Raw genomic sequence first — 16,204 nt, forward strand, 5'->3', positions numbered from 1 at the left:
AAACTATTTTGTAAAAGACAAACTAGTTAATATAGAAGGGAAGTTATCGAAAATGGCTTTTAAATTTAAATTACCAGATATCGGTGAAGGAATCCATGAAGGTGAAATCGTTAAATGGTTCGTAAAACCAGGCGACACAATCAATGAAGATGATACTTTACTAGAAGTACAAAATGACAAATCAGTTGAAGAAATTCCATCTCCAGTAACAGGTACTGTTAAAAGTATCTTAGTTGAAGAAGGAACAGTTGCCGTAGTTGGCGATGTTTTAGTTGAAATCGACGCTCCAGGACATGAAGAAGATGAAGCAGCAGCTCCTGCTCCTGCTAAAGAATCAGCTCCAGCAGCTGCACCTGCAGCAAGTGGTGCTTCAGCTTTATTCCAATTCAAATTACCAGATATTGGTGAAGGAATTGCAGAAGGCGAAATCGTTAAATGGTTTGTAGCTCCAGGCGATACAATCAATGAAGACGATACGTTATTAGAAGTACAAAATGACAAATCAGTTGAAGAAATTCCATCTCCAGTAACAGGTACTGTTAAAAACATTCTTGTTTCAGAAGGAACAGTTGCCAATGTTGGTGATGTTTTAGTTGAAATTGATGCACCAGACTTCGTTGATCACAGTGCACCTGCAACTGAACAAACTCCGGCAAGTCCAGCAGTAACTCCAACAAGTGAAACTACAGCAACACCTGCTGCTACTGGCGCAGGTTCAGTCGTTGCAACAAGTGATCCATCAAAACGCATTTTAGCAATGCCTTCAGTACGTCAATTAGCACGTGAAAAAGGAATTGATATCAGTTTAGTATCAGCAACTGGTAAAGGCGGACGTATCACAAAAGAAGATATCTTAAACTTTACAACTGGTGGCGCAACAGCAGCACCTGCAGCTAAAGAAGAAGCATCAGCTTCAACAACAACTGCATCAGCTCCAGCTTCTAAACCAGCTGCACCAGCACAACCATTTACTTCAACAATGGGCGAAATGGAAACAAGAGAAAAAATGTCTCCTACTCGTAAAGCAATTGCTAAAGCAATGGTTAACAGTAAAGCAACAGCACCACACGTTACGCTATTCGATGAAGTAGATGCTACTAAATTAATGGCTCACAGAAAACGTTTCAAAGATATCGCAGCAGATAAAGGCGTTAAATTAACATTCTTACCATATGTTGTAAAAGCATTGGTATCTGTATTACGCAAATATCCAGCATTAAATGCTTCAATTGATGATGCGACTCAAGAAATTGTTTACAAACACTATGTAAACGTTGGAATCGCAACAGATACGGATCACGGTCTATTTGTTCCTAACATTAAAAATGCAGATGCGAAAAGTATTTTCTCAATTGCAGGTGAAATTACAACCCATGCAAAAGCAGCAGCTGAAGGTAAATTAGCAGCAGCAGATATGCGTGGCGGATCTTGCACGATTAGCAACATTGGTTCAATCGGTGGCGGCTGGTTCACTCCAGTTATCAACTACCCAGAAGTTGCTATTTTAGGTGTTGGTAAAATCGCTAAAAAAGCAGTTGTAAATGCTGATGATGAAATTGTTGTAGCACCAGTTATGCAATTATCATTAAGCTTTGATCACCGTATCATTGATGGAGCGACTGCTCAAAAAGCAATGAACGATATGAAAGCATTACTAGCAGATCCAGAATTATTATTAATGGAAGGATGATCATAAAATGGTAGTAGGAGATTTCGCAATCGAATTAGACACAGTTGTTATTGGTTCAGGCCCTGGAGGATATGTTGCCGCTATTCGTGCAGCTCAACTAGGTCAAAAAGTAGCAATCGTTGAAAAAGAAAATATCGGTGGAGTTTGTTTAAACGTTGGATGTATTCCTTCAAAAGCACTAATCAGTGCTGGACATCACTACCAAGACGCTATGCACTCAGAAGTATTTGGTGTAACAGCTGAAAATGTGGTTTTAGATTTTGCTAAAACTCAAGAATGGAAAAACAATAAAGTTGTCAAATCACTAACTAGTGGTGTTGAAATGTTATTGAAAAAACACAAAGTTGAAATTTTACGTGGTGAAGCTTTCTTCGTTGATGAGCATGACCTACGCGTAATGACTGAAACAAGTGCACAAAGCTATACATTCAACAACGCAATTGTGGCAACTGGTAGCCGTCCGATTGAAATCAAAGGATTTAAATTTGGCAAACGTATCATTGATTCAACTGGTGGTTTAGCACTTCAAGAAGTGCCTAAAAAATTAGTTGTTATCGGTGGCGGATATATCGGAAGCGAATTAGCTGGAGCTTACGCAAACTTAGGCGCTGAAGTAACAATTTTAGAAGGTTCTCCTTCAATTTTGCCTAACTTTGAAAAAGACATGGTTAAATTTGTAACAGATAACTTCAAAAAGAAAAACGTTACAATTGAAACAGGTGCAATGGCTAAAGAAGCAATTGAAACTGCAGATGGCGTAACAGTTAAATATGAAGTAAATGGTTCTGAAAAATCAATTGATGCCGATTATGTGATGGTAACAGTTGGTCGTCGTCCAAATACAGATGAATTAGGTTTAGAACAAGCGGGTGTTGAAGTTGGCGAACGTGGATTAATCACAGTTGACGCACAAGGCCGTACAAATAAACCAAATATTTATGCAATTGGCGATATCGTTCCTGGTCTTGCATTAGCACACAAAGCAAGCTATGAAGCTAAAATTGCTGCAGAAGCTATTTCTGGTAAAAAAGTAGCAGTTGATTATAAAGCAATGCCTGCAGTATGTTTCACGGATCCTGAATTAGCATCTGTTGGTCTTACTCAAGCAGAAGCAAAAGCTGAAGGAATGGATGTTAAAGCATCTAAATTCCCTCTACAAGCAAATGGACGTGCTTTATCTCTTGATGCTACTGAAGGTTTTGTACGTTTAGTAACGACTAAAGAAGATAACGTTCTTGTTGGTGCACAAGTTGCCGGTGTTGGCGCAAGTGACATTATTGCTGAATTAGGTTTAGCAATTGAGTCAGGTATGAATGCTGAAGACATCGCTCTTACAATTCATGCTCATCCTTCATTAGCTGAAACAGTTATGGATGCTGCTGAATTAGCATTAGGTATGCCAATTCACATTTAATAGTAAGTTCATATAAAAAACTAAACGCATAGTCGATTAGTCGTCTACTTGTAAAAGAAGACGTGCTTATACTGAAAATCAATTTGATTTTATTGAAAGAACTTCTACAAATTAATGATTCGTCATTAGTTTTGTAGAAGTTCTTTTTTTATTAAGTTGTTAAAAACAGAATATTTACATTATAATGACAAATTGATGACTTTGTTACAAAAAGAAGTATCTGTCAGTAATTTTAGTATAATAAGAGATGGAGAGTAAAGTTTTTAAGAAGAAAGAAAACTTTGCAATAGTGGTTGAAATACAGGAGGGTGTTGGATGGGTAGAGGTCATCTAAGTAAAGTGATGGTAGCAGGGAATAATCGAACTGCTTATGATTTTACTTTTTTAAGTATGTTGCGGATGAAAATCAAGGAGTTGGTTTTATTAGATGTGCCAGAGTTAGATATGGCTATTTTTAAAGATTTAACTTATACAGAAGCTATTTTTCCACATACTACTTTAAAGATTGGCAATGAAAAAGACTTTCAAGATACCGATTTATTAATTATTACAGCATGCGAGGAACGCAATGAAGACGAAACGGACAAAGAGTATCTTAGGCGTAATATCAAATTAGTTCGAAAAATAATTAACCAAGCAATGGCGAATAGTTTTGATGGTATGGTGATTATCGCAACTGAACCAACAGATATTTTTACTTATTTGATTTGGAAGTTTTCAGGGTTGCCAAAAGAACGTATTTTTGGCTTAGGAACCTATTTTGATACAATTTATTTTCAAAATATGTTAAGTAAATTTTTTAAAATTTCGGTTCATGATGTGAAAGGTTATATTGTTGGTGGGAGTCAAAAAAATCAAAAAATAGCGATTTGGAGTCGTTCTTATGTTGGTGGGACGCCGGTGCTAGGCTTGACTGTAGACTCTGATAATGCTTTTAATCAAGAAGCTATGTTTAAAATGGAAGAGATGATTCTAAAACGCTATGACGATAATGCGGTTTGCCGAACAGGCTATACAAACGCTGCAACATTAGCGAAATTAGTTCAATTAATCAGTAATAATGAAGAAGCAATTGTTCCATTAGTCCATTTAGTGGATATTGATGAGTACAAGGCTATTCCGTTATCTCTCCCGATTTTACTAGGTGAAAATGGCATTAGTGCGTCTTATGAACTTGGATTTTCAGATGATGAACGCCAAGAAATTTTAGGTGTCGCAAAACAAATCAGAGAACAATTAGATATTATTGAACAAGGGAAATAATAGAAAGTTACAGGTGAATAACATGGAAAAAAGTTACAGCTATCCTATCGATTTAGAATGGTCAAGGGAAGATATGGTTCGTGTAATTGATCTTTGGCGAGCAGTGGAATTAGCATATGAAACCGGGATTGATCGCGAACTCTTTTTAAAAAAATATCAAGCATTTAAACAAGTGATTCCAGCCATTGGTGAAGAAAAAAAATGGGGTCGAGAATTTCAGCAATTATCTTCTTATTCGTTGTATAAAGTTGTTCAAGAAGCAAAAACAAGTACTAAAAAAAATATTCATATGTAAGTAAGTTGCCAAGAAGGATTTCGTTGCTTTTATAAGTGATGACATTCTTTTTTTGGTTGATTTTATTCCTTAATTTACATTCAGTTTGGTACAATAGAATTAAAGGGTTAATTAAGGAGCGGATTTTTTATGGTTTTTCAAAAGAGACATGAATTAATTAAAGGTTGGATTTTAGAAGCAGCTACGATGATTTTGAAATCACTGCAAGAAGAACTGACTGTTGAGGTGAAAACTCATCGAAATGATTTAGTTACGAATATGGATAAAGCAGTGGAAGTTTTTTTAATCAGCAAAATTCAAGAAAGGTTCCCCACTGAACGGATTATGGGGGAAGAAGGTTTTGGAAATAGTTTCCAAGATTTAGAAGGAACCGTTTGGATCATTGATCCGATTGATGGAACTTTAAATTTTATCAAACAAAAAAGAAATTTTGCAATTATGATAGGTGTTTATCATAATGGAATTGGTCAAATGGGGTATATTTATGACGTTATGGAAGACGAAATGTATTGGGCCGTAAAAGGACAGGGAGCCTATTGTAATGATGAAAAACTTCCAATGGTTGAGGATACCTCGCTAAAAGAAGGATTAGTGGCTATTAACAGTGGCATGTTTGCAACAAATCGCTATCACGCTGCTGAAATGGGCTTAGCTAGTTCGGGTGTGAGGATGGTTGGATCAGCAGGTGTTGAGACAGCTCATGTAGTTAGCGGGCGTTTAGCTGCCTATCTTTCATATTCTTTATGCCCATGGGATATTGCTGCAGGTAAAGTGATTGCAGAAGAAGTAGGGTTAGTCTACAAAAAGTTAGATGGAAAAGAGGTTGATTTGTTAAGTAAAAACGGCATTATTGTTGCTACACCAAAAGCATATCAAGAAATATTAACGGATTATTTATTAAAACCATAAAAAAATTCTGAGTTGTTTTGAAAAAAGTTCTGATGGAGTGATTTAAAAAATAAAATAACTAAAAAAATAAAAGTGAAAAATTGTAAATAAGTTACAACTCGCTATTTTCTATTGAAAAAAAGGCAATTATAGAAAACAGGTAACGGCAATTATTGGACCTAATTAACAAATTGAACCGTTTTCTTAAAAAAAACTACAAAAACCAAGATTTTTTTCTTTTCAAAGAGGCAAAATAGTGTTAGACTAGATAAGTTGATAGTTGTCTTCATAAGTTTTCAGTGCGTTTTCAAATCGGATTTTGCAAAAAACTTATGAAAAAAGTTCCTTAAGTTGAATTTCAACTTGATAAGTGAACTGTTTTACACGTAGAGTGGATAGCGAATCAGTAGCATTGAAATAACTCTCAAAGAGTCTCGGAGGAATATATTTATGAAAAGAAGAAATGATATCAGAAACGTCGCAATTATTGCCCACGTTGACCATGGTAAAACAACATTAGTTGATGAATTATTAAAACAATCAAGTACATTAGATTCTCATAATGAACTAGCAGAAAGAGCGATGGATTCTAACGATATTGAAAAAGAACGTGGAATCACTATCTTAGCTAAAAACACTGCTGTTGACTATAAAGGTACACGCATCAATATCATGGATACACCAGGACATGCCGATTTCGGTGGTGAAGTAGAACGTATCATGAAAATGGTTGATGGAGTAGTCCTTGTTGTAGATGCATACGAAGGAACAATGCCTCAAACACGTTTTGTATTGAAAAAAGCTTTGGAACAAAAACTAATTCCAATCGTAGTTGTAAACAAAATTGACCGTGATGCAGCTCGTCCTGCTGAAGTTGTTGATGAAGTTTTAGAATTATTTATCGAATTAGGTGCAGATGATGATCAATTAGAATTCCCAGTAATTTATGCTTCAGCTATGAACGGAACTTCTAGTATGTCTGATGATAAAAATGATCAAGAAGCAACAATGGATAACGTTTTCGATACAATCGTTAAAACAATTCCTGCTCCAATTGACAATAGCGATGAACCTTTACAATTCCAAGTATCATTATTAGATTATAATGACTACGTTGGACGTATCGGTATTGGACGCGTATTCCGTGGAACCATTAAAGTTGGCGATAATGTTGCCTTAACTAAATTAGATGGTTCTGTTAAGAACTTCCGCGTCACTAAATTATTTGGTTTCTTTGGTTTGCAACGTTTAGAAATCCAAGAAGCACAAGCAGGAGATTTGATTGCTGTTTCTGGTATGGAAGATATCTTCGTTGGAGAAACAGTAACACCTGTTGACCATCAAGAACCACTACCAGTGTTACACATTGATGAACCAACCTTACAAATGACTTTCCTTGTAAATAACTCACCATTCGCAGGACGCGAAGGTAAATGGGTTACTTCTCGTAAAATCGAAGAACGTTTAATGTCACAATTACACACAGATGTTTCTTTACGTGTTGAAAGTACTCCGTCTCCTGACGCTTGGGTTGTTTCTGGACGTGGCGAATTACATTTATCAATCTTAATTGAAAACATGCGTCGTGAGGGCTATGAATTGCAAGTATCACGTCCATCTGTAATCGTTAAAGAATTCCAAGGTAAATTATGTGAACCATTTGAATTAGTTCAAATCGACACACCTGAAGAGTATATGGGTTCAATTATCGAATCATTAAGCCAACGTAAAGGCGAAATGCAAGATATGCAAAACAACGGAAACGGACAAGTTCGTTTAACATTCCTAGCTCCTGCTCGTGGATTGATTGGATATTCAACAGAATTCTTATCAATGACTCGCGGATACGGAATCATGAACCACACATTTGACCAATACCTACCTGTATTAAGTGGTAAAATTGGTGGACGTCGTAATGGTGCACTTGTTTCAACTGAAACAGGTAAAACAACGACTTATGGAACAATGGGTGTTGAAGACCGTGGAACCATCTTTATCGAACCAGGTACTGAAATTTATGAAGGTATGATCGTCGGTGAAAACTCACGTGAAAATGATATTACGGTTAATATTACAAAAGCAAAACAAATGACTAACGTTCGTTCTGCTAATAAAGACCAAACAAATGTGATCAAACGTCCTCGTAAATTATCATTAGAAGAATCATTAGAATTCTTAGGTGATGATGAGTATTGTGAAATCACACCAGAAAGCATTCGTTTGCGTAAACAAGTATTAAACAAAAACGAACGTGAAAAAGCTGCTAAGAAAAGCCGTTTAACTGCTACAGAATAAAAAATAAAAAAGTTAGCTAAGTGAATTTACTTAGCTAATTTTTTTTTGTTTAAAAGGTAAATTTAATCATCTTTAGTCTTTGTGTTTGTTTAATTTATGCTATAATAAACAATGAGTAAGTTTATGGGAGGGATGAAGGCATGTCAGAAGTTGTCCAAAAAGATAAGGCTTTAGCTGCATTGATGGAAGATGCAGAACGAATATATACATTAATAAGTAGTCAAAAACAACATTTATGCCTAGCGCAATGCCCTGCATTTGAAGAAGTAGTAGACACACAAATGTATGGATTTTCTAGAGAAATCGCCTATGCTAGTAAAATTGGCATTGTTTCAGAAGATGAAGGTCATCGAATATTAAGTGATTTAGAAAAAACATTGAATGACGTTTACACTGAAATGTATGACGAAAAAAAAGAGCAAATTTAGTTCATAAGGGAGGTTATGGGCTACTAGAGATTTAGCCAACTATATGAAAAAATTAAAATATCTTGATTATTATATTTTTATACCGTATTTAATCCTATCCGTGCTTGGCATTTTAATGGTATATAGCGCCAGTAGTTTTGTAGCAACTATTCCACCAATTAATAGCACACCCGATCATTTTTTTAAGTTACAAAGTATATTTGTCTTAATGGGATTGGTCGTTTCTTTTGTGGTGATGTCCTTTAAATATGAGATGTTAAAAAACAAACGTTTAGTCATGTTTGCTCTATTAGTAATTGCGATTTCCTTACTGTACTTGTTTTTCTTCGGGGAGGCTTTAAATGGAGCAGCAGGTTGGTTAAGTATTTTTGGATTTAATTTACAACCAGCTGAATTTTGTAAAATTGTTATTATTTGGTATTTTGCATTTATTTTTTCTAAAAAACAACGAAGTATTGTACATGATTTTAGAAATACAGTCACCCCACCGCTAACGATTTTCTTGTTTTTCTTGTTATTGATTGCGATGCAGCCAGATATTGGAGGCGCAGGAATTATTTTAGTTATTGGAGTGGTGATGATTTTTGCAAGTGGTGTATCGGTTTATTTAGGGGTCGGTTCTGGTTTGCTGGGTATCGGTGTCATTTTTGGAGTTTTGGAAATGGTACAAAAACTTGGTGAGAATACTCCATTTTTAGATAAGTACCAGTATCAGCGTTTTGTGGCTTTTTGGGATCCTTTTGCCGTTTCTGAAACAGTAGGGAATCAACTTGTGAATTCTTACTATGCGTTAAGTCGCGGTGGTCTTTTTGGTGTTGGAATTGGCCAAAGCGTTCAAAAAACCGGTTATTTACCTGAACCATATACGGATTTTATTATGTCTATTTTAGGGGAAGAATTTGGTCTCTTTGGGATTTTTGTTGTTGTAACCTTATTTGTCTTTTTGATTTTAAGAATTTATTTAATTGGCATTCGTGCAAAAGATGCCTTTGGTTCGTTACTTTGTATTGGAATCGCAACGATGTTATTAGTGCAAGGATTTATTAATTTAGGAGGCGTTGTAGGACTTTTACCAATTACTGGGGTAACATTCCCTTTTATTAGTTATGGTGGTTCTAGTACCCTTGTTTTGACGATTTCAATTGGTTTAGTATTGAATGTAAGTGCAACTGAAAAAATGAAGCGTGAAAAACTACGTTTAGAAAAATTAGCGAGATAGAAATATCACCAATTTGAACAATTTTGATGTTAAGTTGTTCCATGATTGTGTATAATGAAAATATGATTAGAAAAGACTTCTGTTTTTGAAGTCTTTTTTTTAAGGAAACTAATAATGAATGGACAAGGAGTGAGGTCATGAAAAAAGTATTAGTGGCTAACCGTGGAGAAATCGCGATTCGAATTTTTAGAGCATGTACAGAGTTACATTTAGATACAGTAGCAGTTTATGCACAAGAAGATGCAAGTTCTGTTCACCGTTTTAAAGCAGATGAGGCATATTTGGTAGGGAAAGGGAAAAAACCTATTGAAGCATACTTAGATATTGAAGATATGATCCGAATTGCAAAATATGCAGGAGCAGATGCGATTCATCCAGGATATGGTTTTTTATCGGAAAACCTTTCTTTTGCAAAACGTTGTAAAGGAGAAGGAATTACTTTTATCGGACCTGATTTACATCATTTAGATATTTTTGGTGATAAAATAAAAGCAAAAGAAGCAGCTATTGCTGCAAATATTCAATCGATTCCAGGAACAGACGGTCCTGTTTCAAGCCTTGCAGAAGTAGAAGAATTTGCTAATGAACATGGCTATCCAATTATGATTAAAGCTGCTTTAGGTGGCGGTGGTCGAGGAATGCGTGTAGCTCATTCTCAAAGAGAAGTAAAAGATAGTTATGATCGTGCTAAAAGTGAAGCTAAAGCAGCTTTTGGAAGTGACGAAGTTTATGTAGAACGTTACATTTCCAATCCAAAACATATTGAAGTTCAAATTCTTGGAGATCAACATGGAAACATCATTCATTTGTATGAACGTGATTGTTCGGTTCAAAGACGTCATCAAAAGGTAGTAGAAGTAGCTCCTTGTGTGTCTATACCAGATACCTTGAGAGAAGCGATGTGCCAAGCGGCAGTTCAATTAATGGAACATGTTCATTATGTCAATGCGGGAACTGTTGAATTTTTATTAGAAGGTGAAAACTTTTATTTTATTGAAGTAAATCCTCGTGTTCAAGTAGAACACACGATTACAGAGATGATTACTGGTATTGATATCGTTCAATCCCAATTGCAAATAGCGATGGGCAAAGATCTTTTTAAAGAAATGTATTTGCCTCAACAAGCTGACATTAAAATCATAGGTGCAGCAATTCAATGTCGCGTTACAACGGAAGATCCGATGAATCATTTCTTACCAGATACTGGAAAAATTGACACGTATCGCTCACCAGGTGGTTTTGGTATTCGTTTAGATGCAGGAAACGGGTTCCAAGGGAGCGTAGTTTCACCATTTTTTGACTCATTATTAGTTAAAGTATGTGTGCAAGCGATGACGTTTGAGTTGGCAGTTCAAAAAATGGAACGTTCACTAAAAGAATTTAGAATTCGTGGAGTTAAAACGAATATTCCGTTTATGCAAAATGTTATTTCTCATCCGATATTCTTATCTGGAAATGCAAAAACAACGTTTATTGATACAACGCCTGAACTATTTAAATTTTCGAAAATTCGTGACCGTGGAAATAAAACGATGAAATACATTAGCAATATTACCGTAAATGGTTTTCCCGGAATTGAAAAAAATGAGAAGAAATTCTTAGCAGCAGCTCGTAAACCACAAAAATTGATTTTACCAAATGAACCCTATATCAGTGCTAAAAATATTCTAGATAAAGATGGGGCAGATGCTGTTGTTGATTGGGTTAGAGAACAAAATCAAGTGTTATTAACAGATACAACCTTTAGAGATGCCCATCAAAGTCTATTGGCAACTAGAGTGAGAACACAGGATTTTGTAACGATTGCGGAAGAAACCCAAGCTGGTATTCCACAATTATTTTCAGAAGAAATGTGGGGTGGGGCTACATTTGACGTTGCATACCGTTTCTTAACAGAAGATCCTTGGGAGCGATTAAGAAAATTACGTCGTAGAATGCCAGATACGTTATTCCAAATGTTATTTAGAGGTTCAAATGCAGTCGGTTATCAAAATTATCCAGATAATGTTATTGAAGCCTTTATCCAACAAGCTGCTCAAAATGGTGTGGATGTATTCCGTATTTTTGATAGCTTAAACTGGATTCCACAAATGGAAAAAAGCATTCAAGTTGTACGTGACACGGGTAAAATCGCAGAAGCGGCTATTTGTTATACGGGAGATATCAATGACCCAACGAGAGATAAATATACCGTGCAATATTACATTGATATGGCACAAGAATTAGAACGACAAGGAGCGCATATTATTGCGTTGAAAGATATGGCAGGGTTATTGATGCCGCAAGCTGCCTACCGATTAATCAGTGAACTAAAAGCATCGATTGATTTACCCATTCATTTGCATACCCACGATACAAGTGGTAACGGTATTTTCACCTACGCTTCAGCAGTTAAAGCAGGCGTGGATATTGTTGACGTTGCGATGAGTGCTGTGAGTGGTGCGACCAGCCAACCTAGTATGAGTAGTTTGTATTATGCTTTAGTGAATGGCGATCGAACACCAGATATTGCTATTGAAAATGTGCAACAACTAAATCATTATTGGGAAGACGTGCGAACCTACTATAGTGATTTTGAAAATGGGATCAGCGCACCGCAAACAGAAGTTTATCAGCATGAAATGCCAGGTGGTCAGTATTCAAACCTTCAACAGCAAGCTAAAGCAGTAGGTTTAGGAGAGCGTTGGGAAGAAGTTAAAGCAACGTATGCTACCGTTAACTTAATGTTTGGGGATATTGTTAAAGTAACACCTTCCTCAAAAGTTGTTGGAGATATGGCTTTGTTTATGGTTCAAAATGAACTAAATGAAGCAGATGTCTATGAAAAAGGTTCAACAATTGATTTCCCTGATTCTGTAATTGGCTTCTTTATGGGAGACTTAGGTCAACCAACAGGGGGCTTTCCAAAAGAGTTGCAAAAAATTATTGTTAAAGATCGGACACCAATTAATGTACGTCCAGGAACTTTGGCAGCGCCAGTTGATTTTGAAGCTGTGAAAAAAGAATTAGCTGAAAAAATGAGCAGTGAACCTACCCAAGAAGATGTTTTAAGTTATATTATGTACCCTCAAGTTTTCTTAGATTATTGCAAAATGCACGATCAGTTTGGAGATGTGACGTTATTAGATACGCCAACATTCTTCCACGGAATGCGGACAGGAGAATCTGTTGAAGTTCGAATTGAAAAAGGAAAAACACTGATTGTAAAACTGATTCAAATTGGTGAACCAGATTCTGAGGGAATGCGTATTATCTACTTTGAGTTAAATGGTCAAGGCCGAGAAGTCGTTGTTAAAGATATGAGTGTAACCGGTACGGCAATTCTTCGTAAAAAAGCTGAGCCAACTAACAAGGAACACGTGGGAGCAACAATGCCTGGTTCTGTTTTAGATGTATTAGTTAAAAAAGGGGATCGTGTTAAGAGTGGAGAACCTATTTTAATTACTGAAGCGATGAAGATGGAGACAACGATTCAAGCAAATTTTGAAGGCGTAATTGATCAAGTATATGTTCAAAATGGTGATTTGATTGAAACAGGTGATTTACTGATTGAAATGAAAGCCAGATAAGTGGATAATAAAAGAAACGGATTAAAGAAATGAGGGTTAAAAACACATGAAGACACTTTTAAGAGCAATTCCAATAGTTATTGTTGCGATGGTAATTGTCTATGCTTTACCTGTTTTTAACTCGGCTACACAAACAGAATCAAATAAAGATCAAGCGAAAATAAATGAACAAGTTATAAAAAAACCAAAAACAGGAATGGTCCAAAAAACGGTTCCTGTTGATGGTTTAGCAAATTATATTGGAATATCAGTCGACTTATTTACGCAACAATTTGGCGAACCCGTTCGAAAAGACGAGACGGCTTATGATTTTCAGTGGTGGATTTACAATCAAAAAGATAAAGATTACCTACAAGTAGGAGTTAAAGACGGAAAAATTGTGACTATTTTTGCTTTAGGGAATAATTTGGATGTCGCGCCTTTTAAAATAGGAATGGCAATAGACTCTATTTATAGTACGGCAACTCTCTATCCTAATTTTGAAGTTGAGTACAACGAGGACACCTATGAATTGGAATTATCTGAAAATGATATGAACAACCATCCGTTGATTGCTTTTGACAATGGTACTTTTGCTATTTTAATTTTAGATCAATTTGCAAATAAAGTCATGGGTATTCGTTATTTAGATGTTTCAACATTAATGTATATGAATCTTTATGAAGTCGTTTCAAAAACGCCAATCCCTTCAGTTAGTCAAGATAATTTAGATTGGAATGCGGTAAACCAAGGGAACCAGCAAGAAACTTTTGAAATAATCAATGTATTGAGACGGCGTAATAAAGTACCTAGTTTAGAAATGAATCCTAGTTTAAATGCGTTGTCTAGTCAGATTTTTGCAGAGTACAGAAAACCGTTGGAGGAATCAAAAATAAATAATGAGTTATCTAATAAAAAAATTGAGGCTTTTTTATCAACAAAACAAGATAACTTTAAAGAACTTGACTCACTTTATTCCAATCAAACAACAGATGCTACCTGGATTGTAGGCTCATTGTTTAGCTTAGAAAGCCAAAGAGAATTGATAATGAACAAACAATTTAAATCAATAGGAATTAATTATCAAAAGCACGAAGCTTTGCTTTTATTAACTAGCGACTTGTAACGAATTGTATTTCCGATTATACTATAAGTAATAATGTAGAAAGAAGGAGTCTAATGATTGTAACTCAAGAATATTTAGAAGTTGAAACAGAGGCATTGACTTTAGTGAAAAACATTATGGAAAGTAAAATTGGAATCGATTATTGTTTAGCAAAGGTTACTCTGAAAGAAGATGCGGTAGCTCAACAAAAAATACAGGCATTTAATAAAGCAAAATCAGCTTTTGAAGCGATTGAAGCATATGGAAAGTATGCTCCAGATTATAAAGAATTAAATCGTGAAGTAAGACGATTAAAACGAGAGATGGATACAGACGAATCCGTTTATCGCTATCGTTTACTAGAAACAGATTTACAAACAATATTAGATGAAATTAGTCTGACGCTTGCTAAAGCTGTTTCTGATACAATAAAAGTTCCTGCCGGAAATCCATTTTTTACAACTGGCAAAAGTGGTTGTGGTGGAAGTTGCGGTTGCGGATAGGAGGATTAAGAATGGAATTGACTCTAAATGAACGACAAGGAATGATTGTTTGGGTGTATAGCCTCCGCCATCTCAAAACCTTGAAACGCTTCGGTCTAATTCACTACGTGTCAAAAAAAATGAAGTATGTTGTGATTTACATTGATCGTGACGATGTGGAAGTTGCTGAGAAAAAGTTAAATGGGTTGCACTTTGTTCGTAAAGTGGAAGTGTCTTACCGCCCGTTGATTAATATGAATTTCAGTGAACGAATTGGTCACCGAAAAACACGTAAAGAAGTAGAAGAAATTGAAGAAATCAACATGATTGAAGGAAAAAATGAGTTGTTGTTAAAAGACCCATTGGAAGTCGTATTATAATTAAACTAAAAGTAGGGGACATTTCGGTGTCCTCTTTTTAGTTTAGCTGAAAACAATATTGACAAAAACAACTCCAGTCAACTAAACTGAACAAGTAAAGAAAAAAGTTGATAAATGAATGTTTAAATAAGAAGGGAAGTCACAATCAATGCGTGTAATTTCAGGAGAATATGGCGGGAGACGTTTAAAAGCAGTCCCTGGTACTAATACCAGACCGACAACCGATAAAATCAAAGAATCACTATTTAATATTATTGGTCCTTACTTTGAAGGTGGAAGTTGTTTAGATTTATTTGCAGGGAGCGGAGGACTATCTATTGAAGCTGTTTCAAGAGGCATGGATACGGCAGTTTTGATTGACAAAGATCCTTTAGCATTAAAAACAATTAAAGAAAATATTGAGATGACGAAAGAAAGTAAGAAATTCACAGTTTATCGTAACGATGCCAATCGGGCCATTGATTTACTCCGTTCTAAACAACAAACGTTTGATTTGGTTTTTTTAGATCCACCCTATCTAAAACAAGAAATTGTGAATCAAATCGAAAAATTAATTACAGGTAATTTGATTGTAGATAAGGGATTAATTGTCTGTGAAGTAGAAAAAAAAGTCGATTTGCCAGATAACATTCAAACTGCTACGTTAATTCGACAAGAAAGATACGGAATTACAAAGATTATGATTTATGAAATTGAAGCAGGTGAAAAGAATGACGAATAAGGCCTTATTTCCTGGGAGTTTTGATCCATTGACCAATGGACATGTCGACACGATTGAGCGTGCTGCTAAAATTTTTGATACAGTGATTATAGCTGTACTGACCAACACGTCAAAAGTGTCTCTCTTTGATTCAGATGAAAAAATTTCGTTGATTACAGAAGCAACAAAGCATATTCCTAACGTTGAAGTGATTGCTCATGTAGGTGGTTTAACAATTGATTTGGCTACGAAACTAGGGGTTAGCGCAATGGTGAGGGGAATGCGCAATGTGACAGATTTTGAGTATGAATTTAGCATTGCCTCAATGAATAAATTACAAAATAGTCAAATTGAAACAGTTTTTTTACTGGCAGATGAGCGCTACCGTTTTTTGAGTTCAAGTTTAATCAAAGAAGTTGCAAAATTTGGTGGGGACGTTTCAAAGCTTGTCCCAACGGCTATTAATCAAGCTATTAAATTGAAATATATGCCCTAAA

General features: G+C 35.6%; 14 protein-coding genes. All 14 read left to right on the forward strand.

Annotation, left to right across the window (positions count from 1 at the left end; translation table 11 throughout):
• The first annotated feature begins 52 nt into the window (after positions 1-52).
• The 14 genes from BR52_RS03680 to coaD all read left to right on the forward strand — a co-directional run bounded on the left by BR52_RS03680 (position 53) and on the right by coaD (position 16,203).
• Positions 53-1,690, forward strand: coding sequence for a dihydrolipoyllysine-residue acetyltransferase (locus BR52_RS03680; protein WP_034569287.1), 1,638 nt, complete (start codon positions 53-55; stop codon positions 1,688-1,690).
• A 7-nt stretch (positions 1,691-1,697) separates the two neighbouring features.
• Positions 1,698-3,104 (forward strand): dihydrolipoyl dehydrogenase, encoded by a 1,407-nt coding sequence (gene lpdA, locus BR52_RS03685; RefSeq protein WP_034569288.1) that lies wholly within the window; start codon positions 1,698-1,700, stop codon positions 3,102-3,104.
• Between the two features lie 315 nt (positions 3,105-3,419).
• On the forward strand, positions 3,420-4,367 hold the full coding sequence (locus tag BR52_RS03690; RefSeq protein ID WP_034569289.1) for a lactate/malate family dehydrogenase: 948 nt from the start codon (positions 3,420-3,422) through the stop codon (positions 4,365-4,367).
• 22 nt (positions 4,368-4,389) lie between these two features.
• Positions 4,390-4,662 carry a UPF0223 family protein gene (locus BR52_RS03695; protein WP_034569291.1) on the forward strand — a complete coding sequence of 91 codons (273 nt, stop codon included), beginning with the start codon at positions 4,390-4,392 and terminating at the stop codon, positions 4,660-4,662.
• A 129-nt stretch (positions 4,663-4,791) separates the two neighbouring features.
• A complete protein-coding gene (locus BR52_RS03700; protein ID WP_034569294.1) occupies positions 4,792-5,571 on the forward strand; it encodes an inositol monophosphatase family protein in 780 nt (259 codons plus the stop codon).
• 429 nt (positions 5,572-6,000) lie between these two features.
• Positions 6,001-7,845, forward strand: coding sequence for a translational GTPase TypA (gene typA / locus BR52_RS03705; RefSeq protein WP_034569297.1), 1,845 nt, complete (start codon positions 6,001-6,003; stop codon positions 7,843-7,845).
• Between the two features lie 140 nt (positions 7,846-7,985).
• Positions 7,986-8,273, forward strand: coding sequence for an Fpa/YlaN family protein (locus BR52_RS03710; RefSeq protein ID WP_034569300.1), 288 nt, complete (start codon positions 7,986-7,988; stop codon positions 8,271-8,273).
• Between the two features lie 43 nt (positions 8,274-8,316).
• On the forward strand, positions 8,317-9,492 hold the full coding sequence (locus tag BR52_RS03715; RefSeq protein ID WP_034569302.1) for an FtsW/RodA/SpoVE family cell cycle protein: 1,176 nt from the start codon (positions 8,317-8,319) through the stop codon (positions 9,490-9,492).
• A gap of 137 nt (positions 9,493-9,629) precedes the next feature.
• Positions 9,630-13,061, forward strand: a complete 3,432-nt coding sequence (locus BR52_RS03720) for a pyruvate carboxylase (protein ID WP_034569305.1) — start codon at positions 9,630-9,632, stop codon at positions 13,059-13,061.
• A gap of 46 nt (positions 13,062-13,107) precedes the next feature.
• A complete protein-coding gene (locus BR52_RS03725; RefSeq protein ID WP_034569307.1) occupies positions 13,108-14,166 on the forward strand; it encodes a CAP-associated domain-containing protein in 1,059 nt (352 codons plus the stop codon).
• A gap of 53 nt (positions 14,167-14,219) precedes the next feature.
• Positions 14,220-14,648: a YlbF/YmcA family competence regulator gene (locus tag BR52_RS03730; RefSeq protein WP_034569309.1), complete on the forward strand. Its 429-nt coding sequence runs from the start codon at positions 14,220-14,222 to the stop codon at positions 14,646-14,648.
• An 11-nt stretch (positions 14,649-14,659) separates the two neighbouring features.
• A complete protein-coding gene (locus BR52_RS03735) occupies positions 14,660-15,007 on the forward strand; it encodes a YlbG family protein (RefSeq protein WP_034569312.1) in 348 nt (115 codons plus the stop codon).
• A 148-nt stretch (positions 15,008-15,155) separates the two neighbouring features.
• Positions 15,156-15,728, forward strand: coding sequence for a 16S rRNA (guanine(966)-N(2))-methyltransferase RsmD (rsmD, locus tag BR52_RS03740; RefSeq protein WP_034569314.1), 573 nt, complete (start codon positions 15,156-15,158; stop codon positions 15,726-15,728).
• Entirely contained in the window at positions 15,718-16,203 is a 486-nt protein-coding gene (gene coaD / locus BR52_RS03745; RefSeq protein ID WP_034569317.1) for a pantetheine-phosphate adenylyltransferase, read from the forward strand. The genes rsmD and coaD overlap by 11 nt, the downstream gene beginning before the upstream one ends.
• Position 16,204 lies beyond the last annotated feature (1 nt).

Source organism: Carnobacterium divergens DSM 20623 (assembly GCF_000744255.1).
Taxonomy (GTDB): Bacteria; Bacillota; Bacilli; order Lactobacillales; family Carnobacteriaceae; genus Carnobacterium; species Carnobacterium divergens.